Raw genomic sequence first — 25,756 nt, 5'->3', positions numbered from 1 at the left:
ATGAAAAGCTTCGGCATGGCATAAATGGGGCAATTCAGCGCCAGCCGAGCGCCGGAGCGACATGTTTCAAAATCGCTTCGATGACATGGGCATTATAGTCGACTCCAAGCTGGTTGGGGACGGTCAGAAGTAGGGTGTCGGCTTCGGCAATCGCCTCGTCCTGCGCCAGTTCCTTGATCAAATCGTCCGGCTCTGCCGCATAGGAGCGACCGAAAATCGCCCGCGTATTCTCATCGATATAGCCGATGCTGTCCTGCTCCTTGCCGCCAGCGCCGAAATAGGCGCGGTCGCGGTCGTCGACGAGCGCAAAGACGCTGCGGCTCACCGAAACGCGCGGCGTGCGGCTGTGGCCCGCTTCCTTCCATGCTTCGCGATAGGCGCGTATCTGCTTGGCCTGCTGGATATGGAACGGCTCGCCGGTCTCATCGTCTTTCAGCGTGGAGCTTTGCAGGTTCATGCCGAGCTTGGCCGCCCAGACAGCCGTCGCGTTGGACGACGCACCCCACCAGATGCGGTCGAGCAATCCTTCCGAATGCGGCTCGAGGCGCAACAGACCGGGCGGGTTGGGGAACATCGGGCGCGGATTGGGCTGCGCAAAGCCTTCGCCTTTCAGCGTGCGCAAAAATACTTCCGCATGTCTGCGCCCCATATCGGCATCGGACTGGCCTTCTTCCGGCGCGTAGCCGAAATAGCGCCAGCCGTCGATCACCTGTTCCGGCGAGCCGCGGCTGATGCCAAGCTGCAGGCGTCCACCGGAGATCAGGTCGGCAGCGCCTGCGTCTTCCGCCATGTAAAGCGGGTTTTCATAGCGCATGTCGATCACGGCTGTGCCGATCTCGATCTTGCTGGTCTTGGCGCCGATTGCGGCCAGAAGCGGGAAGGGCGAGGCGAGCTGGCGCGCAAAATGGTGCACGCGGAAATAGGCGCCATCGGCCCCCAGCTCCTCGGCGGCGACGGCCAGATCAATGGACTGCAACAACGTATCGGCAGCCGAACGGGTTTGCGACTGCGGCGAGGGCGACCAATGGCCAAACGAGAGAAAGCCAATCTTTTTCATGGGGGTCCCTTGAATCTAGGGGATTTATTTGTGATCCATCATATGGGGAGGGTTCCCCACTTTGGAAGTGAGGTCCGTGTCGCAAACACTTTTTTGTGTTTCGCGGACGCTGGAAAGCCCGAATTGGCACTGTGTCGACGACAGAAAGGCACTATATCGCCGGTTCATTCCGTTTTAGATTTCCCGCAACTTCGAATCGCGAGGAAATCATGGCTCTCAAAGTCGCGGTCCAGATGGACCATATCAGCACGATCAACATCAAGGGCGACACGACATTTGCGCTTTCGCTGGAGGCGCAAAAGCGCGGCCACGAGCTGTATCACTACACGCCTGACCGCCTGTCGATGCGCGATGGCGTCGTTTCGGCCCGTCTCGAAAAGCTGGACGTGCGCGATGTCGTGGGCGACCATTTCACGCTGGGCGAGCCCATCCGCCGTGATATGTCGGAAATGGACGTGGTGCTGCTGCGTCAGGACCCGCCGTTCGACATGAACTACATCACCAATACGCATCTTCTGGAGCGCATTCATCCCAAAACGCTGGTCGTCAACGATCCGGCCTGGGTGCGCAACAGCCCGGAAAAGATTTTCGTCACCGAGTTTCCCGACCTGATGCCGGAAACGCTCATCACCAAGGACCCGCAGGAAGTCATGGAGTTCCGCCGCGAGTTCGGCGACATCATCCTCAAGCCGCTTTACGGCAATGGCGGCGCGGGCGTGTTCCATCTGGCCGATGGCGACCGCAATCTTTCGTCGCTGCTCGAAATGTTCGGACAGCTCTTCCGCGAACCATTCATCGCGCAGCGTTACCTGAAAGATGTGCGCGCAGGCGACAAACGCATCATTCTGATCGACGGCGAGCCGGTGGGGGCGATCAACCGCGTGCCATCGGAAACCGATGCCCGCTCCAACATGCATGCGGGCGGCAAGGCCGAACAGAGCAAGCTGACGCCGCGCGAACGCGAAATCTGCGAACGCATCGGCCCCTCCCTGCGGGAGCGCGGCTTCATTCTCGTCGGCATCGATGTGATCGGCAACTATATGACCGAGATCAACGTCACCTCGCCAACCGGCATTCGCGAGATCGAGCGTTTCGACGGCACCAATGTCGCCGCGCTGTTCTGGGATGCGGTGGAAGTAAAGCGCTGATTGTACGCGCCGGCCCGGCATGGCCGTTTCGAAACGGGTCTCCAGCAATGGAGGCCCGTTTCTTTTGGCCAGGCATTCGCTTCCATTGGCTATAGCATTGAGCAGATTTGCAAAATCAAACTGAATGCTAGCTTTGGGCTTCATGGGGGATCCTAGGACCCACCAAATTTAGAAACGCCTAATTTATATGATTGCCAAGCCCGCTCATTAATGCAGAATTCGATTTATTCAGTGATTTACGAATAGTATTCGAGGGGATCTTGATGCACCATTCGACTGGGGACAGAAAAAATAACGCTTTTCCGTTACTGCGTCTGAATGCCCCTCAGTTTAAGATCCCCATACCCGTCATCGGGGTTCTTTTCCTCTTTCCCTATACAGAAACAGCGCTGGCCGATTGTACGCCTGCAACACCTGCGTCAGGCGATACAGTCGTGTGTAGCGGCAATCCGAACGGGTTCAACACCAGCGGACTTGGCAGTCTCGGTGTCGTGATCGAGCAGAACACCAATCTGAATGGACCGTTCACCGCCAGCAGCATGGGCGCGCTGACGGTCACTCATTCGGGCAATGCGCAGAGCGTTGTCATAAACGATGCGACCAGCCTCGTTTTCGACAATCGCGGCACGATCAATGGCGGCCTGACGATCAGCGGCAGCGGGACCTATACGGTTCACAACTACGCCAATTCGCATATCAATTCGGGTTTCAGCTTCACGGGCAACAGCACCAATATCATCACCAATGATGGCACGTTGAACAATGGCGTCACCATCAATGGCGATGGCGCGACCAATATCACGAATACCACGGGCGCGTCGCTCAACAATGGCATTTTCGTCAATGGCGCCAGCCAGACATATGTGCAGAATTACGGCACAATCCAGAGCACGATTGCGCTCGGTTCCGGCAATGACACGATCATCAATTATGATCCCGGCCAGATCAATGGCAGCGTTTCGCAAGGGGCTGGCGACGATCTTTTCGATATGCGCGGCGGTCGTGTCAGCGCGACGGTCAATCAGGATGACGGAAATGACCGGTTCCTCTTGTCCGGCGGCGAAGTCACCGGCTCGCTGATGGCAGGCGCGGGCGCCGACTATATGCTGTGGACCGGCGGACTGATCGGCGGCATCGATATGGGCACGGAAAATGACGTCGCCGTGTTTCAGGGGCTGACCGATACCCAGCTGAAAGGCATCCAGATCAATGGCGGCCTCGGCACAGATCGTCTGACCTGGCAGAACACCAAGGGCAGCAATCCGCAGCGTCTGATTAACTGGGAGCTTATCGAGCTTCAAAATGCGTCGGAATTGACGATGAACAGCAATCTGACGCTTGGCGACAGCGGCACTGCGACCGGCACGCTCACCATTGATTCGAGCAGCTATCTGCGCGCTGGCAGCGGCAGCTGGAACATCAGTCCGGCGGTGGGCGGCAGTCTCACGCAGGTGGTGAATGCCGGCGTGATCGATCTCACCAACGGCTCCAATTCCACCTCGGATAGCCTCACCATCGTCGGCAATTATCAGGGCAATTCGGGCCAGCTCTGGCTGAATACGGTTCTGGCCGGTGACAATGCGCCATCCGACAAGCTGGTCATTTCGAACGGCACGACGACCGGTTCAACCGGCATCGTCGTCAACAATGTCGGCGGGACGGGAGCACAAACCCGCCAGAACGGTATTCTCGTGGTGGAGGCGGTCAATGGAGCGACCACCGGCGCGACCACGTTTAACCTTGCCCGGCGCGCCTCTGCCGGTATCTACGAATATCAGCTGGTCCGGGGCGGCGTGGAGGCGGGCACGGAAAGCAACTGGTATTTGCGCAATAACTTTTCCGGCATTGATGCAAGTCTGCCGGGCATTCCAGCCGAATGGTTGATTCCGGGGCCTGGTGGGGGTGACGGAGATGGCGGCGCAGACGGTGGCTCTGGCGGCAGCACCGGCGGTGGCACAGGTGGCGGAACCGGCGGCGGTACTGGCGGTGGCACCGGAGGTGGTACAGGCGGAGGAACGGGCGGCGGCGACGGCGGCGGCAGTATCACGCTGGTTCGCCCGGAAGTTCCCATACTCGGCGCTACGCCCACCGTCGTGCGCGGGTTGTTGCGCGTGGCGCTCGGCACCTTCCACGAACGGCACGGCGAACAGTCCTGGTTTGGCGATGAGGCAAACAAGCACATCATCTGGGCGCGTATGTTCGGTGATCAATATCGCCAGAATCTCAGCACCTTTGCCGATCAGCGCTACAAGGGCAATCAGTGGGGCATGCAGTTCGGCGTGCCGGTCTATCGCGCCGAACATGACGACGGTCAGCTTGATACGCTCGGTCTGATGGCAGGCTATGCGCGCGGCTGGGGCGATATGCGCGCCAGAAACATCTATGGCAATAATATCGAGATCGGCAATATCGATGTCGATGCTTACAGCCTCGGCGCTTACTGGACCCATACCTGGGAAGACGAAGCCTATATCGACGCCATCGTCATGCATTCCTGGCTGAGCATCGATACGGAATCGGTTGCGGACTACAGCTCCAGCTTCCATGGCAAGGAATGGTCGGCGTCTCTTGAAGCAGGCAAGAAGTTCTCGATCTCCGATAAATGGGTTATCGAACCGCAGGCGCAGATTTACTGGCAGTATCAGAATTTCGATGAGGCGACCGATCCCGGCGGCACCATCCGTTACGACAATAACGATAGCTGGACAGGCCGTGTCGGCGCGCGCCTGCAAGGCAATTACACGCTCAACGAGCGACCGTTCAATCCGTTCGTGCTGGCCAATGTCTGGCACCAATTCAAGGCGAGCGATACGATCTACTTCAACAGTGACCGGCTTCGCCCGTCCTGGGAGGAAACAAGTCTGGAACTCGGTGCCGGTTTCACGACCAAAATTGCGGACAATACCGCGCTTTATGCCAATGCATCCTATGAATTCAATCTCGGCGGTGAGCGCTTCAGGCTTCTCTCGGGCCGCATAGGCGCGCGCGTTTCCTGGTAAAATCCAACTCTCAACCGCCACACGACGTTCTTGATCTGTTTCAGGAATAATGCTTAAATCCAGTGGTTGTATTTAAGCATTTCCTCACTTTAGGGATGTGCTGCGTGGCGAGTGGGGGCTTATGGTCGCGCGGGTTGGAACGGTTGCCTTTCAGGGCATAGAAGCGGTGCCTGTCGATGTGCAGGTCATGGTTGCGCCGGGCAAGATGGGCATTTCGATTGTCGGTCTTCCCGACAAGGCAGTGGCGGAAAGCCGCGAACGCGTGCAGGCGGCGCTTCATGCTTCCGGGCTGTCGATGCCCACCAAGCGGGTCACGGTCAATCTCGCGCCCGCCGATTTGCCGAAGGAAGGCTCGCATTACGATCTGCCGATCGCGGTAGGCCTGATGGCGGCCATCGGGGCCATTCCCGCCGACGCCATTCAATCCTACCTCGTGCTGGGGGAACTTTCGCTCGACGGGTCGATCACAGCGGTGGCAGGCGTTTTACCCGCTGCCATCGGGGCCAATCGCGAAGAGAAGGGCCTCATTTGCCCTCATGCCTGCGGGCCGGAAGCGGCCTGGGCTGGCGCCAATATCGACATTCTCGCGCCGCGCAGCATGATCGCGCTCGCCAATCATTTTCGCGGGACGCAGGTGCTGACGCCGCCCGATCCTTCCATGCGGGTTTCCAGTGAAAACCTGTTGGACCTTGCCGATATCAAGGGGCAGGAAACGGCAAAGCGCGCGCTGGAGATTGCCGCAGCGGGCAATCACAATCTGCTTCTGGTCGGTCCGCCCGGCTCCGGCAAGTCGATGCTGGCGCAGCGCCTGCCGTCGATCCTTCCGCGCCTGTCGCCGCGCGAATTGCTGGATGTGTCCATGATCGCGTCCATCGCCGGAGAGCTGGCGGGTGGAAAACTCTCAGACCGAAGACCTTTTCGGTCGCCGCATCATTCGGCCTCCATGGCGGCGATGGTGGGCGGCGGCTTGCGCGCCCGCCCGGGCGAGGTGTCGCTTGCACATAATGGCGTGCTGTTTCTCGATGAGTTTCCCGAATTCTCACCACAGGTACTGGACTCATTGCGCCAGCCGCTTGAAACGGGCGAATGTCTGATCGCCCGCGTCAATCATCGCACCAGTTATCCGGCGCGTTTTCAGCTGATTGCCGCCATGAATCCGTGCCGGTGCGGTATGGCGGGCGAACCCGGTCACACTTGCGCGCGCGGACCGCGCTGCCAGACCGACTATCAGGCACGAATCTCCGGGCCACTGCTGGACCGTATCGACCTGCGTGTCGATATGCCGGCAGTCTCGGCGCTTGATCTCATACAGCCCGCCCAGGCGGAACGCAGCGAAACGGTGGCGCAACGGGTCGCCCGCGCCCGTGCCGTGCAGGCCGCGCGCTATGCGGTGCTGGGTTTCGATCCGTCGATGACGAATGCGCATTGCTCCGCAAAGCTGATCGAGGAGGTGGCGCGACCAGATGCGGCGGGGTTGAAGCTGCTGCGCGACGCCAGCGAGCAAATGCGATTTTCCGCCCGCGCCTATCATCGCATCCTGAAAGTCGCGCGCACGCTGGCCGATCTCGACGGAGTGGATCAGGTGAGCCGCATTCATTTGGCTGGCGCAATTTCCTACCGCATCGGCGCGGAAAGGCTGATTTCTGCGGCTTGATTGCTCACGCCGGAGAGGCATTGCGTTTCTTTGAGATTAAACTCCGAAGGTCACGAGCCCTTTTTCATTGATCTGCCAGGCCGGGTTCCAGGCAATTTCCCACGCATGATCGTCCGGATCGGCAACATAGCCGCGAAAGCCGCCATGGGGAGGCGCGTCGGCGGCGCGCAGCAGCGTCCCGCCTGCCTCGACCAGCCGCTGCATCAGGGGTGCGACATCGGACTTCTGTTCCACATTATGGGCGAGCGAAAATGCGCCGGGCTGCAAGAGGCCGCTCCGGTTCATGTCGGCTTCCAGCGAAGTTTTGAGAAAGGTGCCGAGCACGAAACCGTTCATCTGATAGAAGACGATCTCTTCATTTTCGAATATCGGCGTCCAGCCGAAGCCTTCGACATAGAAACGACGCGAAGGCTCCAAGTCGGCGATACCCAGTGTGATAACGGAAATTTGCTGTTTCATTGTCCAAACCCTTGATCCTCCGGCGCACCATTGCTCCGGAGTTGAAGGTCAGGGGACTCAAACGGGGTTGCAAACAGAACCGCGAAGGTCAGGACCCGCGCATGCCTCACGCCGGAAGCCATTGCACGGGAGCCGGGCTAACCGCACCGGCCTCTCCTTTTTAGACCCGGACTGTCTATCACGTTCCGGGCCTGAATTCAATTTCGGCAAGCGTCAGATTTAATGACGAACCGAGCCGACCAGCAGGTTGTCCGGTGCTTCGATGGTGACCCAACGACCGGTATTGTTCGTGGCCTGACGCTTCAGATAGGTATAATCGGTTTCGTTCCAGCGCAGAACTTCGTCGGTCAGATTGTCGAGGACGAAGTCGCCACGGTCGGTGCGAACGGTCAGCACGGCATGGCCTTCGCCGTCCGGCTTGCGCACGACAGTAATCAGAAGATCGCTGATCGGAATGCCAGCTTTCTGCAGCTCGCGCTGCTTCAGCAGCACATAGTCTTCGCAATCGCCAACGGTGGTCGGATAAGCCCAATATTCCTCGACGCCGTAGATTTCCATGTCGGTCATTGGCTTGATGCGCTCATTGACCGAAAGATTGACTTCGACAATGCGCTGCCAGTTGGTATGGCCAAGCGGCAACGGGCTGGTGTCGCGGCTGGCGATATTACATTCCTGCGCTTCGCGCTTGCAGAATTCGTAATGGCCGATGGGCTGCGACGTGACCTTTCCCGTCTGCATGAAGTCGCCGGAGGCTGCTTCCGCGCCAAAGCCCGTCATCAGCACCGAAGCCGCGAAAGCAGCAGCTGCCATTATCTTCTTGGTCGAGCGAACAACGCAAAACATACTCAACGCCCTTGCCGGATACTTATTTATTAACGAAACGTTAAAATCTGAAACACTCCGGAGTCAATTCGATTTGCCGCTTCATCGCCCAACATCTTAATTAATGGTTAACACGGGTGTTCTGTAATAACGCAACCATAGATTGAATCTATTGGGTTTTTTGAGCCTTGTGTACGCTTGGTGACCACTCATAATTTTGCCACGCTCGGGGAGCTTGTTTTTGCCAGCGAATATGCCAATGGTTGGCACATTCCACCGGACCTGTGAGGTCCATTTGCAAAGGCCACGGGATGACAAGCGCAACCACGCGCAAGGCCACGGCAGACGACATCGAGGCGTTGTTGCGCATTGAAGAACGCTGCTTCGAAACGGATCGCATTTCCCGACGTTCCTTCCGCGCCCTGATTGCGCGCCCCACCGCTGAAACCATCATCGCGGAAGCCAATGGCGAGCTCATCGGCTATGCGATGATTCTTTTCCGGCACGGTACGGCGCTAGCGCGGCTCTATTCCATTGCCGTCGATCCGGGTGCGAGCGCGAAGGGCATTGGTGCGCTTTTGCTCCAGGCGGCAGAGACGGCGGCCTTTGATCACGACCGTCCGCTGTTGCGGCTCGAAGTGCGCGAGGACAATACGCGGGCCATCGCGCTTTACAAGCGCAGTGGTTATCGTCCCATCGGGCGCTATCTCGATTATTATGCCGATCATTCCAACGCGCTGCGCTTCGAGAAGACGGTGCGTGGCGACATTCCTCTGGAAACGTCATTTGCCTATTACCGGCAGACGACTGATTTCACTTGCGGGGCGGCCTGCCTGATGATGGCGCTCGCCCGCCACAAGCCCGGAACCGCGCTCGATCCCGTGCTGGAAATCCGTCTGTGGCGCGACGCCACCACGATTTACATGATGTCCGGGCCGGGCGGCTGTGAGCCATTCGGCCTTGCTGTCGCCGGGCATGAACACGGATTGAAAGCGTCCATCATCGTTTCCATTGAGGACATGCTGTTTCTGCAATCCGTGCGTTCGGAGAAAAAACGCCGGGTGATGCGGCTTGCCCAGACCGATTTCCGTCAGCGCGCGGAAACCTATGGCATCCCGGTGGATTATCGCGGTTTCACCTTGTTCGACATCGTCAAGGCGCTGCGACGCGGCGCGTCGGTGATCGTGCTGATCAGCGGCTATCTCATGTTCGGCAACAAGGTGCCGCATTGGGTGCTCGCCCATGGCGAAGATGGCCGCCATATTTTTATTCATGACCCCTGGGTGGAAGAGAAACAGGGCGAAAGCATCGCCGATGCGGCCAATGTGCCGGTTCCCTTCCACATCTTCGACCGCATCGCCCGTTTTGGCAGCGATGGGCTCAGGGCAGCAGTGATTCTCGAAAAAGGGACAGGCTGATGACGATCTGCGTCATTCTCGTTGGGCGCCTCTCGGATATCGACAATGGCGCAACACCGCACAAGGTCATGACCAACCGCGATTATCTCGCGCATCCGGCCCTGTTCAACGGCCAGCAGCGCCCGCGCATCATCAACCTGTCGCGGAGCTATACCTATCAAAGCCGCGGCTATTATGCCTCGCTTCTGGCGGAAGCGCGCGGCCATCGGATCATTCCGTCCGTCGAGACGATGATCGATCTTTCCGAACGCCGGCTCTATGAGAATGCCCTTCCCGAACTGGAGGACATGCTCAACAAGGCGCTGGGCAAGCATCCGGAAAAAGCGCCTGAAACCATTCACATCCATTTCGGACTGGCTGAAAACCCGGAATTCGAGCGTTTCGGCAGGCTTTTGTTCGACTGGTTCCGCGCGCCGTCGCTGGAAGTGACGGTCAAGCCCGGCGAGTGGGCGCGTATCCAGAAAATCGGCTTTGCCAATATTGCGAAATTCTCGAAACATCAAAAGGAGCGTTTCGAGGATGCGCTCGACCGCTATACGCAACGCGAATGGCGGGCGGCCAAGCCGAAAGTTCCGGCCCGTTATACCGTTGCCACGCTCTGCGATCCGAAAGAGGCGATGCCGCCCTCGTCCATGGCGTCGCTGAAGCATTGGGCGAAGATTGCGGCGCGGCTTGGTGTCGAGGTTGAACCCATCGGCAGGAAGGACCTGTCGCGTCTTGCCAATTACGATGCGCTGTTCATCCGCGAAACCACATCGATTTCCAACCATACCTATCGCTTTGCGCGCCGGGCGCAGCAGGAAAACATGCCGGTCATCGACGACCCGATTTCGATGATCCGCTGCACCAACAAGGTCTATCTGCACGAGCTGATGCAGGCCAATGATGTGGCGGTGCCGCAGACCGTGATGATTGCGGGCGAGGAGGATCTGGAGCGGGCCGCCGACATGCTTGGCTTTCCGCTGGTCATCAAGATACCGGATTCGTCCTTCTCGCGCGGCGTGAAGAAGGTGGGCGATCTTGGCGAACTGAAAGCGCTGGCGATGCTGTGGCTTCAGGACAGCGATCTGTTGCTGGCGCAGAAATATATGCCGACCCGGTTCGACTGGCGCGTGGGCGTGCTCGACGGCAAGCCGCTCTTCATCTGTCAGTATATGATGGCGAAAAACCACTGGCAGATCGTGAAGCACGATACGGGCGGTAAGCCGCTTGAGGGCGGCTTTCGCACCTACACGCTGGCGGAGGCTCCGCAAGCGGTTCTGGAAACGGGCTTACGCGCTGCGCGCTGTATTGGGGATGGATTATACGGTGTCGATCTGAAGGAGACGGATGACGGCGTCGTGGTGATCGAAGTCAACGACAATCCCAATCTCGAACACGGCATCGAGGATGCGGCGGAAAAAGACGAGGTCTGGATCAATCTGACCCGCTGGTTCACCGATCGGCTGGATCGCAAACAGCAAATCCAGGATGAAGTGAAAGCAGTACCGGCCCAACCCCGGCTGATCGCGCTCTAAGAGCCTGTTCCAAAAGTCGCCCTGCGTGGCTGCAAATGGCGATTTGAGATTTGTATTCGCATAATCTGAACCGAAAAGTCTTCAACTTTTCGAGATTATGCGAGGCTTCCGGTGCTCACGTACCCAAAAGTACGCTCCGCTCCGGTACTCGAAAATCACCATTTTCGCACACGCAAGCCGCTTTTTGATTCAGGCTCTAAGCTGATCGTCGCCTTACGCCGGATTACAGCGGCGTGAAGCAGACCTTGGTGTGTCCGGCGCCGATGAAGCCGAGACGGCTTGCAGCACCTTTGGAGAGATCCAGCACGCGTCCTTTGATGAACGGGCCGCGGTCGTTGATACGCACGACGAGCGACTTGCCATTTCTCTGATTGGTAACTTTGACCTTGCTGCCAAGCGGCAGGGAGCGGTGCGCTGCGGTCAATCCGGCTGGGTTCATACGTTCACCCGATGCCGTGCGGGAGGTCAGGGCGTACCAGGAGGCACCGCCGCATTGCTGTGCCGAGGCTTCGATTGCGCTGACAGCGAGAAGGCTGGTTGCTGCAAAGCCGAGCATAGCCATACGGGTCTTGAAGTTCATACCAGTTCCACTAGTTGTTAACGGGGCGCTTTGACAGTTTTGCTGAGAAAGACCTGAGCGAAGTGGAATCTAAATGTGGCAACGCCGTGGTTCGAATGAGAACATTATGCGGTAATTGAATCTATATCCGCAGCGGAAAATCATCCTATACTGCGCGTTGTTTACTTGTAGTTCGAAACAAAACTGAGGAATATTTGGAAGGATTCAGTTGGATTGCTGTAAAAGCGTTTACGATTCGTTAGGAATCTGGCGCATGGTTTCGTGCGGCCTTGTTTTCAGCGGTTGAATCCAAGAAAAGCTGCTTGCAGTCCTTGCTTCGCGCTCCTCTGGCTCTGCAATTTTTATTTGTAGGCCAAGTTTTAAAGCGACTTCTAAAAGTTGTCGAAATGGGGCGCTTTTCGGGCAAAATTACAATTCTGGCGTGCGAGTGGCAATTTTCACAGGTGGCCTTTTTGTTATCCACAGGCCGGAAAACTGCGCTTATGACGTTTCTTTGACCGCGCAGCCGTACAATTTATGGAAGAAATCCTGCTATAAGCCTGTGGCGAACAGGCGCGATTCCCACGGAAACCATGCAGGACGATCAAGTCGACAAAAACACGAATAGCGCCTTTCCGGTCATATCCGCCGGCAGGCGGGCGCTTTATGTCGTGCTGGGATTTGTCATGCTGGCGCTCGGCATCATCGGTGCCTTTTTGCCGGTCATACCGACGACAATCTTCATCATTCTGGCGGCTTGGTTCTTCGCGCGGTCGTCGCCCCGGCTTGAAGCGCGGCTTCTTGGCGACCCGCGTTTCGGCCCGATGATCGTCAAATGGCGCGAGCGTGGCGCCATCCCGCCGAAGGCAAAATTCTATGCCTGTCTGGGCATGACTGTCGGTTACGGGCTTTTCTGGTGGGGCGCCCATCCGGGTCCGCTGCTAGCGATTGTGGTGACGATCTTCATGCTGGGTTCCGCAGCCTATGTGCTTTCGCGACCCAGCGAATAGCTGTAACCGGCCAACGCAGCCGTCAAAGTGTCGCCTGCCGCGCCTACGGCTTTGAATCCTATATCAGTTCTGGCAGCTCTTCCAATGCGATCAAAACCCCACACAATTGGCGGCGCGAAGCATTGATACAAACCTGTAACATTACTGTCATATGAATGTAATATAGAGCGCGTAGACGGCTACTGACGCTAATCGTCATAGGCTTTTACAACAGGAGCTGCTGCTCATGAACAAGATGATTTCCTCGACTGCGGCGCTGGCCATTGCCGCCGTTCTGTCGGTTTCCGCCGCCCAGGCGCGCGATCAGATTCAGGTTGCCGGTTCCTCGACCGTTCTGCCTTATGCAAAAATCGTCGCTGAAACCTTTGGCGAAACCTTCCCGAACTTCAAGACGCCGGTTGTTGAATCGGGCGGTTCGGGCGCTGGCATCAAGGAATTCTGCAAGGGCGTCGGTGAAAACACCATCGACATCGCCAATGCATCGCGCGCCATGAAGGACACGGAACTGAAGTCGTGCATCGACGCTGGCGTCAAGGACGTTCAGGAAGTGCGCTTCGGTTATGACGGCATCGTCTTTGCAACCGATGCAAAGGGTCCGGATTGGAAGCTGAAGCCTGAAGACGTCTACAAGGCTCTGGCCGCCAAGCTCGTCGTCGACGGCAAGCTGGTCGACAATCCGAACACCAAGTGGAACCAGGTCAACCCGAACCTGCCGGATTGGGACATTGCAGCCTACATCCCGGGTGAAAAGCACGGCACCCGCGAAGTGTTCGAAGAAAAGGTTCTGGCCGACGGCTGCAAGCACTCGGGCGCTCTGGACGAAATCAAGAAGACCGGCCTCGACGACAAGGCTGCTGCTTCGGCCTGTATCGCAGTGCGCAAGGACGGCAAGGCTGTCGACATCGACGGCGACTATGCTGAAACGCTGGCGCGCATCGATTCCAACAAGACCGGCGTTGGCGTTTTCGGCCTCTATTTCTTCGAAAACAATGCCGACAAGCTGAAGGTTGCGACCGTCAATGACGTTACGCCATCGGCTGCCACCGTTGCTTCGGGTGAATATCCGGTTTCGCGCCCGCTCTTCTTCTACGTGAAGAAGGCTCACCTCGGCGTCGTGCCGGGCCTCAAGGAATATGTTGATTTCTTCCTGAACGACCAGATGATCGGTCCTGACGGCCCGCTCGCTGAATATGGTCTGGTTCCGGCGCCGGACGCCGAACGTGAAGCACAGCGCGCCGCCTTCACCGAAGGCAAGACGCTGGCTGCAAAGTAAGTCTAAAACTGTGGAACGCGGGGATGAAACCTCTCCGCGTTCTTCTCCTTTCGCGCCAGTTGAATAAGACAGGTGCAATCGCGCGGAACCGACAGTCTGGCCATAGGGATCATGTCTTGTCGTTTCGCATTTTTCAGGGCAACCGGGGAAATTGAATGTCCTTCTTTCTGGTTCTCGTCAGCGTCATTGCAATCGGACTGGTCGGCTTCTTTATCGGCCGACAGCGCGCGGTTGCACTGGACAAAGCGCAGCCTGTCACCCCCCAAGCTTCAGGGCATGGATCGACAGCCGAGAAAATGCATTCCCGCCCGCATTATCATGGCTGGTGGGTTTTCCTCGTTTCTGCATTGCCTGCAGTTCTGTTTCTTGCCGTCTGGGCCGTCGGGTCGTCGGTTTATCTCGATCACAGCGCCGCCCAGCGGCTGCCCGAGGCCGTCGAGGGCGGTTCTTACACCAATCGCAGCCTTCAGCTTGGTATGGTGCGCGGTCTCGCCAACGGGCTTGAGCGCCTGACACCGGCGGAACTGGAAAGCTTCCCCACCAATTATCAGGATGCGCGCACGGTTCTCGCCAACAAGGGCGTGGCTCTCGCAACCGAGGGCCAGGACTATATGGTGCCGATCGCCCTCTATCTGAAGAAGGCGACGGACCTGACGCACACAATCGGCACTGCTGTTGCGCTGGTCATTGCCGTAGCCGGACTGATTTTCGGCCTCTCCACCATCAATCGCCGTATGCGCGCCCGCAACAATGTCGAACGCATCGTGCTGTGGGGGCTGATTGCCGCCTCCGGTATCGCCATTTTGACGACCATCGGCATCATCTGCTCGATGCTGTTCCAGACGATCAGCTTCTTTCAGGCTGTTTCCCCCTGGGATTTCTTCTTCGGCACGGTCTGGGATCCGCGCTTTGCTGCTGCCGGTTCCGGCGGCGAAACGGGCCAGTTCGGCCTGATCCCGCTTCTGGCCGGTACGCTCTATATCGCAATCGTTGCGATGCTGTTCGCAGTTCCGATCGGCCTGTTCGCCGCCATCTACATGGCCGAATATGCCTCGCCGCGCGTGCGCACCGTGGTCAAGCCGGTGCTTGAGTTGCTCGCCGGTATTCCGAGCATCGTCTACGGCTTCTTTGCCCTTGTGACGGTCGGCCCGTTCCTGCGCGACCTTTCTGCCGCGATTGCGGGCGGTCAGGGCTTCATCATGGCGCAGAGCGTTCTGACGGCTGGCCTCGTCATGGGCGTGATGCTCATTCCTTTCGTGTCGTCGCTTTCCGATGACATCATCACCGCTGTTCCGCGCGCGCTGCGCGACGGCTCGCTTGGCCTCGGCGCGACCCGCTCCGAAACCGTCAAGCGCGTTGTCCTGCCAGCGGCTCTGCCCGGTATCGTAGGCGCGCTTTTGATGACTGCCTCACGCGCCATTGGCGAAACAATGATCGTGGTTCTGGCGGCAGGTGTTGCGGCGCGCATCAACATCAACCCGTTTGAAGCGATGACCACCATCACGGTGAAAATCGTCAATCAGCTGACCGGCGATCTTGAGTTCAACTCGCCGCAGACGCTGGTCGCCTTTGCACTTGGCATCACGCTTTTCGTCCTGACGCTGATCATGAATATCTTTGCGCTGCACATCGTGCGCAAGTACCGGGAGCAGTACGAATAATGACCGATACGACCTTCAACGCAAGCGGTACGGCGACTGCACAGCCTGTCCGCCGCGATATCGGACTGAAACGCCGCTACGCTGCCGAACGCCGCTTCCGCCTTTATGGCATTGCTGCAATCGCCATTGGCGTGTTCTTCCTCTGCGCGCTGCTGTTCTCGGTGTTTTCTAAGGGTTACACCGCCTTCTGGCAGACGACGCTTTATCTGCCGGTCAAGATTGACGCGCAGGTGATCGATCCGGGTAACAAGCGCGCGACCGATCCCAATGTGCTGATCACCGCGAACTATCCGCTTCTGGTGCGCAACGCTCTGGCTGAAAAGCTCGGCGTGGCGACCACCGACCGCCCGGCCATGCGCGATATCGGTCGCTTCTATTCGGACGGCGTGCGCATTCAGCTGCGCCAGATGGTGATGGACAATCCGTCGATCATCGGCACGACGCAGACCGTTCCGGTTCTGGCGGGCGCCGACATCGATTCCGCCTTCAAGGGGCAGATCGATCTGACCGTGCCGGAAACGAGCCGCAAGGTTTCCGACCGCCAGGTCGGCTGGATGAAGACGCTTTCGGAAGAAGGCGTCATGAAGGAAGCCTTCAATACCGGTCTCTTCACCTTTGGCGCATCGAGCCGCCCGGAAACGTCGGGTCTCGGTGTGGCGCTGGTCGGCTCGCTCTATATGATGCTGATCGTGCTGGGTCTCGCTCTGCCTATCGGCGTTGCCGCATCGATCTATCTGGAAGAGTTCGCCAAGAAGAACCGCTGGACCGATATGATCGAGGTGAACATCAACAACCTCGCAGCCGTACCGTCCATCGTGTTCGGTCTGCTGGGGCTGGCGGTTTTCGTCAACTTCTTCGGTCTGCCGCGTTCGGCTTCGCTGGTCGGCGGTCTGGTGCTGACGCTGATGACGCTGCCGACGATCATTATCGCAACGCGCGCAGCACTGCGCGCCGTGCCGCCGTCGATCCGCGCGGCAGCGCTTGGGCTTGGCGCGTCCAAGACGCAGATGGTGTTCCATCACGTCCTGCCGCTCGCCGCACCCGGCATTCTGACGGGCACAATCATCGGGCTTGCCCATGCGCTGGGTGAAACCGCGCCGCTGCTGCTGATCGGCATGGTGGCTTTCGTGGCGGATGTTCCGTCCACGCCGATGGATCCGGCGACCGCCTTGCCTGTCCAGATCTATATGTGGGCCAATGAAGCAGAACGCGCCTTTGTGGAACGCACGTCCGGCGCTATCATCGTGCTGCTTCTGTTCCTGGCCGTGATGAACATTGCCGCAATCATTCTGCGCCGCCGGTTCGAGCGCCGCTGGTAAACGGGAGTCGAAGCCATGAACCTGATGACAGAACGTACTCTCGAGAAAGCCGTAGGAGAAAAGATGAACGCCAACACCAGTTCCGTAAAGATGCGCGGCGACAAGGTTTGCGTATTCTATGGTGAGAAGCAGGCCCTTTTCGACGTCAATCTGGATGTTCCGGAAAAGATGGTGACGGCGCTGATCGGTCCTTCCGGCTGCGGCAAGTCCACCTTCCTCCGCTCGCTCAACCGTATGAACGACACGATTGAAGGTTGCCGCATCGCTGGCAAGATCACCCTCGACAATGAGGATATCTACGATCCGAAGATCGACGTGGTGGAACTGCGCGCCCGGGTCGGCATGGTGTTCCAGAAGCCGAACCCGTTCCCGAAGTCGATCTACGAAAACGTGGCTTACGGCCCGCGCATTCACGGTCTGGCCCGCTCCAAGGCCGATCTTGAGGAAATCGTCGTGACGAGCCTTCAGAAGGCCAGCCTGTTCGAGGAAGTGAAGGATCGCCTCCACGATGCGGGCACGGGCCTTTCCGGCGGCCAGCAGCAGCGCCTGTGCATTGCACGCGCCATTGCGGTGAGCCCGGAAGTCATTCTGATGGACGAACCCTGCTCGGCGCTCGATCCGATTGCCACCGCAAAGGTGGAAGAGCTGATCGACGAACTGCGCCAGAACTACACCATCGTCATCGTCACGCACTCGATGCAGCAGGCGGCCCGCGTTTCGCAGCGCACCGCGATGTTCCATCTCGGCAATCTGGTCGAAGTGGGCGACACGGAAACGATGTTCACGGCGCCGACGGAAAAGCGCACGCAGGACTACATCACCGGACGCTTCGGCTAACAAACCGGGGCAGGGGGCAAGCAACCTCTGCCTGCGGGTTGCGTCAGAACAAACAGAAGTGCGGCTTCCCCGCAATTTATATTACGAGGTCTACCATGCCGTCTCAGCATACCGTTCGTTCCTACGATGAGGAACTGAAGTTTCTCACCCACAAGATCGCCGAAATGGGCGGACATGCGGAACGTATGGTCGAACAGTCGGTCGCCGCGATCGTCAATGCGGACAACGCTCTTGCGCAGCGCGTCATTTCCGACGACCTGATCCTCGACGCCAGCGAACGCGAAATCGACGACAAGGCCGTGATGATCATCGCCAAGCGTCAGCCGATGGCTGTCGATCTGCGCGAAATCATCGGTTCGATCCGCATTTCCGCCGATCTGGAGCGTGTCGGCGATCTGGGCAAGAACATTGCCAAGCGCGTTGCCGCCGTTTCGGAATCGCGCCAGCCGGTAAAACTCTATCGCGGCCTTGAAACCCTGGCCGAACTGGCGCTGACCCAGTTGAAAGACGTGCTCGACGCCTATGCGTCGCGCTCGGTGCAGCAGATCAATGTCGTGCGCGATCGCGACGACGAAATCGACGCCATGTACACCTCGCTGTTCCGCGAGCTGCTCACCTATATGATGGAAGATCCGCGCAATATTTCGGCCTGCACGCATCTTCTGTTCTGCGCCAAGAATATCGAGCGCATCGGCGACCACGCGACCAACATCGCGGAAACCGTTTATTACATCGTGACCGGCCTGCAGATGCCTGCCGAACGACCGAAGGAAGACCTGAGCCACGGCATCGTCGTGGATGAGGCACGCAAGCCCTGAGTAAGCGCTGCGTTTGGAGCACATCAGGACGGCTTTGCCGAAAAGTGCTCCACAACGCGGTGGAGAATGAGTGAATAGCGCGGCGACACGCGGTCGATGGGGGGACGTGTATCTTCCGCTCGCCGGATTTTAATAGGGAATAATGGATGTCACAGGTACCCAAAATCGCTGTGGTGGAAGACGAAGAAGCGCTGAGCGTTCTGCTGCGCTACAATCTTGAGGCCGAGGGCTATCAGGTGGATACGATGCTGCGCGGCGACGAGGCTGAAATCGCGCTGCGCGAGAACGTACCGGATCTTCTCATCCTCGATTGGATGCTTCCTGGCGTATCCGGCATCGAACTATGCCGCCGCCTGCGCCAGTGGCCGGAGACGGAACGCCTGCCGGTCATCATGCTGACCGCGCGCGGCGAGGAAAGCGAACGCGTTCGGGGTTTAAGCGTCGGCGCGGACGATTATGTGGTGAAACCGTTCTCGACGCCCGAACTTCTGGCCCGCGTCAAGGCCATGCTGCGTCGCGCCAATCCAAGCCTGCTGTCGCATGTGCTGAAGGTGGGCGATCTGGTGCTCGACCGCCAGCAGCACCGCGTTTATCGCAAGGATAAGGAAGTTCGTCTCGGGCCGACGGAGTTCCGCCTGCTGGAATATTTCATGATGTCGCCGGGCCGCGTTTTCTCGCGCAGCCAGCTCCTCGACGGTGTCTGGGGACCGGATATTTATGTCGATGATCGCACCGTGGACGTCCATGTCGGACGCCTGCGCAAGGCTATCAACTTCGGTCGCGCGCTCGATCCGATCCGCACGGTGCGCGGCGCGGGATATTCTTTCGGCTGACGGATCGTCGATAAAAATTTCCTTTTCGGGCCCGTCTTTCATGATCGAAAGGCGGGCTCGATCACTTTGAGAAGCGTTCTTAAGACCTGTTATTCCTGCCAGCCGATTCGGCCCGTTCAGACGCTGAAAAGGCCGAAAATCGCCGATCTCACGGAATGTTACGCTTCTTGTATCAAAGTTGAAGGAACCGGCGCAGGACTCGCTAAAACAGTTATGTCGCAGATTTTCCCAACCGCATGAAGCAAGATATATCAAAATTTTAAAGCAGTTGCGAATTAAGGCAGCGATGTGGCCTGTATTGGGAAACTATGATTTCCGTCAAATCAATGGTTTATCTCTTTTGTGCAGGTTCATTAAGAAATTATTAATAGTTTTGAACGGTTTGTGTGGCCAATTGCGCTTGTGATTCGGGTTTCGTCTGCAGCCGTTTCGATGGTTTCAGCAATTTCGGAATTTGACCTATTGCCTTTTTTTGGCCTAAAAATTCCAAAACCTTGAAGAAGACGAGCGACGGTAGGTTGTTTGATTTTTGATCTTCGCCTGCTTTGACTTGCACCGCAGCTCGACCCGTATCGGTCATTTTGGCCTTCGGATCGACTGCTTCAGTTAAGGGTCCTGAATATGAGAGTGAGCCGTTGACGCGCGCTGGTAATTGGAAACTGCCTGTTTTGGCAGGGCTGCTCGTAGCGCCTTTCGTTGTGACGGGCTGCACGACGACCGGCACCACAGCCAAGACCGAGAAGACGGCGGCTGCAAGCCACGTCAAGTCGGTCAACGGCGTCAAGACTTATACCTACACGGCGAGGGACAAGGAGTGCCTGGAGCGCGCAATGTTCTTCGAATCGAACCGTTCCAGTCCTGATGGCCTGATGGCTGTCGGCACGGTCGTCATGAACCGCCTCGCATCGGGCCGTTATCCGGATACGATCTGCGGCGTTGTTGGCCAGAAGAACCAGTTCGCGCCCGGCGTTCTCACCCGCAAGATGGAATCGAGCAAACTGCCGGATGTTCAGGCGGCAGCCGATGCCGTGCTGAAGGGCCAGCGCCATCCGAAGCTGAAGAACGCCATGTTCTTCCACACGGCTGGCCTGTCGTTCCCCTATAACAACATGCATTACGTGCTGGTCGCCGGCGGAAATTCTTTCTACGAGAAGCGCAATCGCGACGGTTCGTTGCAGAACCCGGTGCCGCAGGAACCATACAATCTGGCGCTCGCCTATTCGCCGCAATCGCCGTCTCTGCCGCAAGATCCGTCCTATGACGTGACGTTGCCGCAGGCCGGACCCGTTCCGGCGGCAGCGCCGACGGTACAGGTCGCGCTGGCGGATGCATCCAGGATGGAAACCTCCATACGAGGCAGCGGTCTCGGCCCGCAGGCGCGTGGTAATCGCCTCTCGCATCAGAACAATGTAGCGACGGCTCAGCCGCAGCCGCAACTTCAGCAGGTTGCGTCCTATCAGCCGCAATTCGATACGTCGGCCCCGGCAAGCCAGCCGCAATCGCTCGGTTATGCGGCGGCAGACCAGAAGCAGGTCGATGCAATTGGCGCGTTGCTTCTGTCGCAGGACCGTCCCGAAACACCTCTATGAGGTGATTTGAACAGTGTTGGTGCGGGCTGATCTTTTCGATTGGCCCGCATTTTCATTTCGACGCCCTCACCAGCCGGGACGAACGACGACGGGGCGATAGATCGGCTGATAGAGCATGATTGGCTGGTCGTAGAAATCGACGCGGTTTTCCCAGGCGCGGCGATCAGCCCGGCGGTCGAGATCGAGCCGTTGCAGACAGTTGGCAAAAGCGTCGGTCCGCTGCTTGAAGCCATAGCCCAGACATGTCTGTTCGTCGGCAGCGCGGCGCTCTTCCGGGGTCATGGTGACGCAACCGGCCAGAAGCCCTGTGAGCCCCAACAAAACAAGCACTTTCCTATTCATTTTCGTTGCTTTCCGTAATGCTGACCGCTCCTCTAATATAGCGCAGTGACAGGAAAAAAAGTGGTTTAATTGTGCCATCTGATAAACTGGCGGCGCCTGTACAAAAGTGATTCTTTCATGACGCCCCTTTTTTGAGGGAGGCGCTTTCGCATCAAAAGAGGTCCCGCAGCCCATGGCTCACGATATGCAAAATCCCGTCATCGATCCGGTGAAGCTCGAACGTCTAGCGGAAGTCGCCGTTCGCGTCGGCCTGCAATTGCGTGAGGGACAGGATCTGATCATCACCGCGCCGGTTGTCGCCCTGCCGCTGGTTCGGCTAATTGCCAAACACGCCTATAAGGCAGGTGCGGGTCTGGTGACGCCGTTCCTCGCCGATGACCAGATTGCGCTGGCGCGCTATGAAAATGCGCCCGATGCAAGCTTCGACCGTGCTGCAAGCTGGCTTTATGAGGGGATGGCAAAGGCCTATTCCGAAGGTGCGGCGCGCCTTGCGATTGCCGCCGACAATCCGATGCTTTTGTCCAGCCAGGACGCCGCCAAGGTCTCGCGCGCTAATCGCGCCAATTCCATGGCCTATCAGCCTGCGCTCGAAAAAATCGCGGGCTTCGATATCAACTGGAACATCGTTTCCTATCCGAATGCGGCATGGGCAAAGCTGATGTTCCCGAACGAGCCGGAAGAGGTCGCGACCCGCAAGCTGGCCGAAGCTATTTTCGCCGCTTCGCGCGTCGATGTCGAAGATCCAATTGGCGCGTGGGCCGCGCATAATGCCGCTCTTCGCACCCGCACTCGCTTCCTGAACGATAAGGCTTACAGCGCTCTGAACTTCAAGGGTCCGGGGACCGATCTGACGGTCGGGCTTGCCGACGGCCACGAGTGGCACGGCGGCGCTTCGACGGCAAAGAACGGCATTACCTGCAATCCGAATATTCCGACGGAAGAGGTCTTCACCACGCCGCACGCCTTGCGTGTCGATGGCTATGTCGCCAGCACCAAGCCTTTGTCGCATCAGGGCACGCTGATCGAAAATATCGCCGTGCGTTTCGAGGCTGGTCGTATCGTGGAAGCCAAGGCGACGCGCGGCGAAGAAGTTCTGTCGAAAGTGCTCGATACGGATGAAGGCGCGCGCAGGCTCGGTGAAGTGGCGCTGGTGCCGCATTCCTCGCCGATCTCGCAAAGCGGCCTTTTGTTCTACAACACGCTTTTCGATGAAAATGCTGCAAGCCACATCGCGCTCGGCCAGTGCTATTCCAAGTGCTTCATTGACGGCGCCAAGCTCACGCCGGAACAGATCAAGGCGCAGGGCGGCAATTCCAGCCTCATCCATATCGACTGGATGATCGGTTCAGGCGAAATCGATGTCGACGGCATCAAGGCCGATGGTAGCCGCGAGCCGGTGATGCGTCGCGGCGAATGGGCCAGCTAAAAACGGATCAGCAGAAATCGAAAAGGCCGGGAGATTTCCCGGCCTTCCGCATGATTGCGATGGCGCTATCTCGTTATTTTTACGCATTATCCTACGCAAAACCGCTTCGCACTTTTGCTGGAAATGCTCTAAGCCTCAGTTCTTTTCCTGCACATGGGCTTCGAGGAACCAAAGCGCCTTGTCCAGCGAACGCGATGCGGCAGTGAAAATATCCGCCGTGTTGTCGTCGCCCGCTTCGTCCGCATCCTTGATCGACTTGCGCAGCAGGTTGGCGACATCGCCATAACGTTCGATCAGTGCGCCCAGATGATCGTGAACCGCATAGATATCGGTCGGATAGGACTTCAGTTTCGTTTCCTTCACCACGACTTGCGATGTGCCATAGGCGGTGCCGCCAAGCTGCACTGCACGTTCGGCAATGGTATCGACGTGATCATCGAGTTCGGTGCGAAAACCGTCGAGCATTTCGTGCACTGCGATAAATTGCGGTCCCTTGAGGTTCCAATGCGCCTGCTTAGTGATCAGAGCAAGATCGATGGTCGCAGCCAGATTTTCGTTCAGAAGCGCGATCATGGTCGTCTTGGTATTGGAAGGAAGATCGTTGCGGGTTGCATGCATCGACTTGTTGGGCATCTTATCCTCATATCCTTTTGCACAATCAGGCCCGAGCGATTGGCTGGCTCGCGGCGAGTGGGGAAATCGCCAGCGTCGGGGCGGTAGAAAAAAGCAGAAACGGCACCGTCAGATCTATAAAAGGCCGTATGGCAAGCCCAGTTATCGGAAGATCTGCTGTCGCGAAGACAATAACGAACCGTCCCGCACCCGGCGAGAAAACGTCTGCAGGGAGATTTGGTTCCGCAGGAAAAGCCGAAAATTGCAAGAACCGCTGCTCTTTGAGAATGATTTGGCATCGGCTCATCACGGTTAGACTTGTCGCGGGGCCAATTCTCATTTACCCGGAAGTGCATGAAGATACTCGCCCTCGATACCGCCGCTTCCTATTGCGCCGCAGCTGTCTATGATGCTGGCCGCGATGTCGTTCTCGCACAGGTCAGCGAGAATATCGGCAAGGGGCATGCCGAAGTGCTGATGGATTATGTTTCGCGTGCGCTGGCGGAAGCGGGCGTGACGATAAAGGATATCGACCGCCTGGCGGTGAATATCGGCCCCGGCTCCTTTACGGGCGTGCGCATCGGCGTTTCCGCCGCGCGGGGTTTCGCATTGGCGCTGGGGTGTCCGGCGATTGGCGTCACCGCATTTGAGGCGCTGGCTGACGAGACATTCAGGCAAATGCCGGGCAAGCCGGTGACGATCCTGCTCGACGCGCATCGCAGCGAGATTTATGCGCAGGCCTTCGACGCCAAGGGCGCTGCTTTGTCGAAGCCTTCGGTCCTGTCGCGGGAAGAAGCGGAAGCTTTTGCAGGCAATGCGCCTCTCGATACCGTGCTGGCCGGATCGGCAGCAAAGTCGATCAACGAGGCCTTGGGCGACAGGTTTGCGCTTGGTCCCGTCGAGCCGACTGCCCAAATCGGCACTTTCGCTCGTCTGGCAGCCACGCGCCCACCCGCCGATGCGCCGAAGCCGCTTTATATGCGCGGGCCAGACGCCAAGCCGCAAGTGGGGTTTGCATTGCCACGCAGGCAGGCCGGAGAATAGGCGATGATGGGCTTGCCATTCGGTCGCTTCGGTCGCCGACAGGTTTCGGTGGAAGCTTTAAGCGTACAGGACAGCCATGCGATCCAGCGCATCCATGCCGTCGCCTTTCATCATGGCTGGAGCTCCGACGATTTTCGCTCGCTGATCGCGCAGGATACGGTTTTCGGTTTTGTCGCCCGTGCGGAAGGTAAGCCCAATGACGCCTGCGGCTTCGTGCTGGCGCGGCTGGTGGCCGGTGAGGCGGAAATCCTCACCATCGCCGTTTCACGGGACGTGCAGCGACAGGGTGTCGGTCGGGCGCTGATGGATGCGGTGTTGCGCTATCTCTATCAGGAACGGGCGGAAACGCTGTTTCTCGAAGTCGATGAAGCCAATGTCGCGGCGCAGGCGCTTTATCGCCGTCTCGGCTTCCAGAGGGTCGGCGATCGCCCGGCCTATTACGAAACCGCCAATGGGCGCTCGGCAGCGCTCGTTCTGCGCCGCGATCTGAAGAGACACCAATGATCGGCGCGATACGGGTCTTTTTCGTTCTCGCGGCCATGGTCATGCTGAGCCTGTCGCTGATCCCGGTTCAATATGTGTTTCTGAAACTCAGGAACGGCTGGAAACGCAGCCTGCCCAATTTTTTCCACCGCTTGATAGCGCGGCTGTTCGGCTTTCGTGTGCGCACGGTCGGCGAAATGCATCGCGGACGCCCGTTGTTGCTTGTCGCCAATCATACCTCCTGGAGCGACATTGTTGTCCTGTCCTCGGTCGGACAGGTGTCCTTCATCGCCAAGTCCGAAGTGCGCAGCTGGCCGATTTTCGGCATGTTCGCTGTTTTGCAGCGCACCGTTTTTGTCGAGCGCGAACGGCGCGGCAAGACCGGCGAACAAACCTCTGAAATCGCCACGCGGATGAGCGAGGGAGACGCGATGGTGCTGTTTCCGGAAGGCACCACTTCGGATGGCAATCGGGTTCTGCCGTTCAAGACCGCCCTTTTCGGTGCTGCCCATGCGGCGATCAGGGAAGCCGGTGTGCCGGAAGTGCTGGTCCAGCCGGTCGCCATCGCCTATACCGGCGTGCATGGCATGGCCATGGGGCGTTATTTTCGCCCGATTGCGTCGTGGCCGGGCGATGTCGAGCTGATGCCGCATCTGAAAGGCATTTTGCGCGAAGGCGCCATCGATGTTGAAGTCCGCTTCGGTGAGCCGATGGTTGTCACGGCGGCCACAGACCGCAAGATGCTGGCCCGCACCATGGAAAGCCGGGTGCGCACGCTTCTGCAAAGCGCGCTTCTGGGCCGCGAGATTTCGGAAGAGTAACCAGCATTTTCGGCAAAAGTGCCAAGCGGTTTTGCGTTCGAAAATGCGATAGCGA

Annotated in this window: 24 protein-coding genes; 17 read left to right on the top strand and 7 right to left on the bottom strand. The window is 58.2% G+C overall.

Annotated elements, in window-relative coordinates:
* Nucleotides 1-34 precede the first annotated feature (34 nt).
* Entirely contained in the window at nucleotides 35-1,057 is a 1,023-nt protein-coding gene (locus JAU75_RS07380; protein ID WP_199055866.1) for an LLM class flavin-dependent oxidoreductase, read from the bottom strand.
* 209 nt (nucleotides 1,058-1,266) lie between these two features.
* Between JAU75_RS07380 and gshB the strand changes: the two genes are divergently transcribed.
* The 3 genes from gshB to JAU75_RS07365 all read left to right on the top strand — a co-directional run bounded on the left by gshB (nucleotide 1,267) and on the right by JAU75_RS07365 (nucleotide 6,858).
* Nucleotides 1,267-2,205 (top strand): glutathione synthase, encoded by a 939-nt coding sequence (gshB, locus tag JAU75_RS07375; RefSeq protein WP_199055865.1) that lies wholly within the window; start codon nucleotides 1,267-1,269, stop codon nucleotides 2,203-2,205.
* A gap of 434 nt (nucleotides 2,206-2,639) precedes the next feature.
* Nucleotides 2,640-5,204 (top strand): autotransporter outer membrane beta-barrel domain-containing protein, encoded by a 2,565-nt coding sequence (locus JAU75_RS07370; protein ID WP_199055864.1) that lies wholly within the window; start codon nucleotides 2,640-2,642, stop codon nucleotides 5,202-5,204.
* A gap of 121 nt (nucleotides 5,205-5,325) precedes the next feature.
* Entirely contained in the window at nucleotides 5,326-6,858 is a 1,533-nt protein-coding gene (locus tag JAU75_RS07365) for a YifB family Mg chelatase-like AAA ATPase (RefSeq protein ID WP_199055863.1), read from the top strand.
* Between the two features lie 36 nt (nucleotides 6,859-6,894).
* Here JAU75_RS07365 and JAU75_RS07360 read toward each other — a convergent pair whose 3' ends face one another.
* Both JAU75_RS07360 and JAU75_RS07355 read right to left on the bottom strand, forming a co-directional pair.
* Nucleotides 6,895-7,317: a VOC family protein gene (locus JAU75_RS07360; RefSeq protein ID WP_199055862.1), complete on the bottom strand. Its 423-nt coding sequence runs from the start codon at nucleotides 7,315-7,317 to the stop codon at nucleotides 6,895-6,897.
* Between the two features lie 219 nt (nucleotides 7,318-7,536).
* Entirely contained in the window at nucleotides 7,537-8,160 is a 624-nt protein-coding gene (locus JAU75_RS07355; RefSeq protein WP_199055861.1) for a transglutaminase-like cysteine peptidase, read from the bottom strand.
* Nucleotides 8,161-8,450: 290 nt separating this feature from the next.
* On the opposite strand from JAU75_RS07355, the gene JAU75_RS07350 reads away from it, so the two are divergent.
* Both JAU75_RS07350 and JAU75_RS07345 read left to right on the top strand, forming a co-directional pair.
* Nucleotides 8,451-9,557, top strand: a complete 1,107-nt coding sequence (locus JAU75_RS07350; RefSeq protein WP_199055860.1) for a GNAT family N-acetyltransferase/peptidase C39 family protein — start codon at nucleotides 8,451-8,453, stop codon at nucleotides 9,555-9,557.
* The gene (locus JAU75_RS07345; protein ID WP_199055859.1) at nucleotides 9,557-11,074 is read left to right on the top strand and encodes a RimK family protein; all 1,518 of its coding nucleotides are present in this window, start codon (nucleotides 9,557-9,559) and stop codon (nucleotides 11,072-11,074) included. Before JAU75_RS07350 ends, JAU75_RS07345 begins: the two co-directional genes overlap by 1 nt.
* Before the next feature lie 223 nt (nucleotides 11,075-11,297).
* Here the strand turns inward: JAU75_RS07345 and JAU75_RS07340 are convergent, their stop codons facing one another.
* Nucleotides 11,298-11,654 (bottom strand): septal ring lytic transglycosylase RlpA family protein, encoded by a 357-nt coding sequence (locus tag JAU75_RS07340; RefSeq protein ID WP_199055858.1) that lies wholly within the window; start codon nucleotides 11,652-11,654, stop codon nucleotides 11,298-11,300.
* Between the two features lie 572 nt (nucleotides 11,655-12,226).
* Here JAU75_RS07340 and JAU75_RS07335 point away from each other — a divergent pair.
* The 7 genes from JAU75_RS07335 (at nucleotide 12,227) to phoB (ending at nucleotide 19,384) form a co-directional block, all read left to right on the top strand.
* Nucleotides 12,227-12,643: a YbaN family protein gene (locus tag JAU75_RS07335; protein WP_199055857.1), complete on the top strand. Its 417-nt coding sequence runs from the start codon at nucleotides 12,227-12,229 to the stop codon at nucleotides 12,641-12,643.
* Between the two features lie 226 nt (nucleotides 12,644-12,869).
* Entirely contained in the window at nucleotides 12,870-13,916 is a 1,047-nt protein-coding gene (locus JAU75_RS07330; protein WP_199055856.1) for a substrate-binding domain-containing protein, read from the top strand.
* 155 nt (nucleotides 13,917-14,071) lie between these two features.
* Nucleotides 14,072-15,577 (top strand): phosphate ABC transporter permease subunit PstC, encoded by a 1,506-nt coding sequence (gene pstC / locus JAU75_RS07325; RefSeq protein WP_199055855.1) that lies wholly within the window; start codon nucleotides 14,072-14,074, stop codon nucleotides 15,575-15,577.
* Nucleotides 15,577-16,896: a phosphate ABC transporter permease PstA gene (pstA, locus tag JAU75_RS07320; protein WP_199055854.1), complete on the top strand. Its 1,320-nt coding sequence runs from the start codon at nucleotides 15,577-15,579 to the stop codon at nucleotides 16,894-16,896. Before pstC ends, pstA begins: the two co-directional genes overlap by 1 nt.
* Nucleotides 16,897-16,911: 15 nt before the next feature.
* Nucleotides 16,912-17,733 carry a phosphate ABC transporter ATP-binding protein PstB gene (gene pstB, locus JAU75_RS07315; RefSeq protein ID WP_199055853.1) on the top strand — a complete coding sequence of 274 codons (822 nt, stop codon included), beginning with the start codon at nucleotides 16,912-16,914 and terminating at the stop codon, nucleotides 17,731-17,733.
* A 95-nt stretch (nucleotides 17,734-17,828) separates the two neighbouring features.
* Nucleotides 17,829-18,551 (top strand): phosphate signaling complex protein PhoU, encoded by a 723-nt coding sequence (phoU, locus tag JAU75_RS07310; RefSeq protein WP_006468129.1) that lies wholly within the window; start codon nucleotides 17,829-17,831, stop codon nucleotides 18,549-18,551.
* A gap of 146 nt (nucleotides 18,552-18,697) precedes the next feature.
* Nucleotides 18,698-19,384 (top strand): phosphate regulon transcriptional regulator PhoB, encoded by a 687-nt coding sequence (gene phoB, locus JAU75_RS07305; RefSeq protein WP_199055852.1) that lies wholly within the window; start codon nucleotides 18,698-18,700, stop codon nucleotides 19,382-19,384.
* Between the two features lie 364 nt (nucleotides 19,385-19,748).
* On the opposite strand, the gene JAU75_RS07300 is transcribed toward phoB, so the two are convergent.
* Nucleotides 19,749-19,964, bottom strand: coding sequence for a hypothetical protein (locus tag JAU75_RS07300; protein ID WP_210339212.1), 216 nt, complete (start codon nucleotides 19,962-19,964; stop codon nucleotides 19,749-19,751).
* Nucleotides 19,965-20,019: 55 nt separating this feature from the next.
* On the opposite strand from JAU75_RS07300, the gene JAU75_RS07295 reads away from it, so the two are divergent.
* Complete coding sequence (locus JAU75_RS07295) at nucleotides 20,020-20,973, top strand: cell wall hydrolase (protein WP_199055850.1); 954 nt, start codon at nucleotides 20,020-20,022, stop codon at nucleotides 20,971-20,973.
* 66 nt (nucleotides 20,974-21,039) lie between these two features.
* Here JAU75_RS07295 and JAU75_RS07290 read toward each other — a convergent pair whose 3' ends face one another.
* Nucleotides 21,040-21,315: a hypothetical protein gene (locus JAU75_RS07290; protein WP_199055848.1), complete on the bottom strand. Its 276-nt coding sequence runs from the start codon at nucleotides 21,313-21,315 to the stop codon at nucleotides 21,040-21,042.
* Between the two features lie 172 nt (nucleotides 21,316-21,487).
* Here JAU75_RS07290 and JAU75_RS07285 point away from each other — a divergent pair, with 172 nt between their 5' ends.
* The gene (locus JAU75_RS07285) at nucleotides 21,488-22,741 is read left to right on the top strand and encodes an aminopeptidase (protein ID WP_199055845.1); all 1,254 of its coding nucleotides are present in this window, start codon (nucleotides 21,488-21,490) and stop codon (nucleotides 22,739-22,741) included.
* Nucleotides 22,742-22,876: 135 nt separating this feature from the next.
* On the opposite strand, the gene dps is transcribed toward JAU75_RS07285, so the two are convergent.
* Entirely contained in the window at nucleotides 22,877-23,374 is a 498-nt protein-coding gene (dps, locus tag JAU75_RS07280; protein ID WP_199055843.1) for a DNA starvation/stationary phase protection protein Dps, read from the bottom strand.
* A gap of 333 nt (nucleotides 23,375-23,707) precedes the next feature.
* On the opposite strand from dps, the gene tsaB reads away from it, so the two are divergent.
* From tsaB to JAU75_RS07265, 3 genes are read left to right on the top strand one after another with little or no spacing between them, the layout of a single operon-like run.
* Nucleotides 23,708-24,397 (top strand): tRNA (adenosine(37)-N6)-threonylcarbamoyltransferase complex dimerization subunit type 1 TsaB, encoded by a 690-nt coding sequence (gene tsaB, locus JAU75_RS07275; protein ID WP_199055841.1) that lies wholly within the window; start codon nucleotides 23,708-23,710, stop codon nucleotides 24,395-24,397.
* A gap of 3 nt (nucleotides 24,398-24,400) precedes the next feature.
* Nucleotides 24,401-24,901, top strand: coding sequence for a ribosomal protein S18-alanine N-acetyltransferase (rimI, locus tag JAU75_RS07270; protein WP_199055839.1), 501 nt, complete (start codon nucleotides 24,401-24,403; stop codon nucleotides 24,899-24,901).
* Nucleotides 24,898-25,701: a 1-acyl-sn-glycerol-3-phosphate acyltransferase gene (locus JAU75_RS07265; protein ID WP_199055837.1), complete on the top strand. Its 804-nt coding sequence runs from the start codon at nucleotides 24,898-24,900 to the stop codon at nucleotides 25,699-25,701. The genes rimI and JAU75_RS07265 overlap by 4 nt, the downstream gene beginning before the upstream one ends.
* Nucleotides 25,702-25,756: the final 55 nt, after the last annotated feature.

Source organism: Ochrobactrum sp. Q0168, from assembly GCF_016427605.1.
Taxonomy (GTDB): domain Bacteria; phylum Pseudomonadota; class Alphaproteobacteria; order Rhizobiales; family Rhizobiaceae; genus Brucella.
This window is presented reverse-complemented; position numbering and strand designations above follow the sequence as displayed.

Excerpts from the sequence above, each read along its gene's own strand:
- JAU75_RS07380 (WP_199055866.1), bottom strand. The coding sequence starts at position 1,057 with ATGAAAAAGATTGGCTTTCTCTCGTTTGGCCATTGGTCGCCCTCGCCG.
- gshB (WP_199055865.1), top strand. The coding sequence starts at position 1,267 with ATGGCTCTCAAAGTCGCGGTCCAGATGGACCATATCAGCACGATCAAC.
- JAU75_RS07365 (WP_199055863.1), top strand. The coding sequence starts at position 5,326 with ATGGTCGCGCGGGTTGGAACGGTTGCCTTTCAGGGCATAGAAGCGGTG.
- JAU75_RS07360 (WP_199055862.1), bottom strand. The coding sequence starts at position 7,317 with ATGAAACAGCAAATTTCCGTTATCACACTGGGTATCGCCGACTTGGAG.
- JAU75_RS07355 (WP_199055861.1), bottom strand. The coding sequence starts at position 8,160 with ATGTTTTGCGTTGTTCGCTCGACCAAGAAGATAATGGCAGCTGCTGCT.
- JAU75_RS07350 (WP_199055860.1), top strand. The coding sequence starts at position 8,451 with ATGACAAGCGCAACCACGCGCAAGGCCACGGCAGACGACATCGAGGCG.
- JAU75_RS07345 (WP_199055859.1), top strand. The coding sequence starts at position 9,557 with ATGACGATCTGCGTCATTCTCGTTGGGCGCCTCTCGGATATCGACAAT.
- JAU75_RS07340 (WP_199055858.1), bottom strand. The coding sequence starts at position 11,654 with ATGAACTTCAAGACCCGTATGGCTATGCTCGGCTTTGCAGCAACCAGC.
- JAU75_RS07335 (WP_199055857.1), top strand. The coding sequence starts at position 12,227 with ATGCAGGACGATCAAGTCGACAAAAACACGAATAGCGCCTTTCCGGTC.
- JAU75_RS07330 (WP_199055856.1), top strand. The coding sequence starts at position 12,870 with ATGAACAAGATGATTTCCTCGACTGCGGCGCTGGCCATTGCCGCCGTT.
- pstC (WP_199055855.1), top strand. The coding sequence starts at position 14,072 with ATGTCCTTCTTTCTGGTTCTCGTCAGCGTCATTGCAATCGGACTGGTC.
- pstA (WP_199055854.1), top strand. The coding sequence starts at position 15,577 with ATGACCGATACGACCTTCAACGCAAGCGGTACGGCGACTGCACAGCCT.
- pstB (WP_199055853.1), top strand. The coding sequence starts at position 16,912 with ATGAACCTGATGACAGAACGTACTCTCGAGAAAGCCGTAGGAGAAAAG.
- phoU (WP_006468129.1), top strand. The coding sequence starts at position 17,829 with ATGCCGTCTCAGCATACCGTTCGTTCCTACGATGAGGAACTGAAGTTT.
- phoB (WP_199055852.1), top strand. The coding sequence starts at position 18,698 with ATGTCACAGGTACCCAAAATCGCTGTGGTGGAAGACGAAGAAGCGCTG.
- JAU75_RS07300 (WP_210339212.1), bottom strand. The coding sequence starts at position 19,964 with ATGACCGATACGGGTCGAGCTGCGGTGCAAGTCAAAGCAGGCGAAGAT.
- JAU75_RS07290 (WP_199055848.1), bottom strand. The coding sequence starts at position 21,315 with ATGAATAGGAAAGTGCTTGTTTTGTTGGGGCTCACAGGGCTTCTGGCC.
- JAU75_RS07285 (WP_199055845.1), top strand. The coding sequence starts at position 21,488 with ATGGCTCACGATATGCAAAATCCCGTCATCGATCCGGTGAAGCTCGAA.
- dps (WP_199055843.1), bottom strand. The coding sequence starts at position 23,374 with ATGCCCAACAAGTCGATGCATGCAACCCGCAACGATCTTCCTTCCAAT.
- tsaB (WP_199055841.1), top strand. The coding sequence starts at position 23,708 with ATGAAGATACTCGCCCTCGATACCGCCGCTTCCTATTGCGCCGCAGCT.
- rimI (WP_199055839.1), top strand. The coding sequence starts at position 24,401 with ATGATGGGCTTGCCATTCGGTCGCTTCGGTCGCCGACAGGTTTCGGTG.
- JAU75_RS07265 (WP_199055837.1), top strand. The coding sequence starts at position 24,898 with ATGATCGGCGCGATACGGGTCTTTTTCGTTCTCGCGGCCATGGTCATG.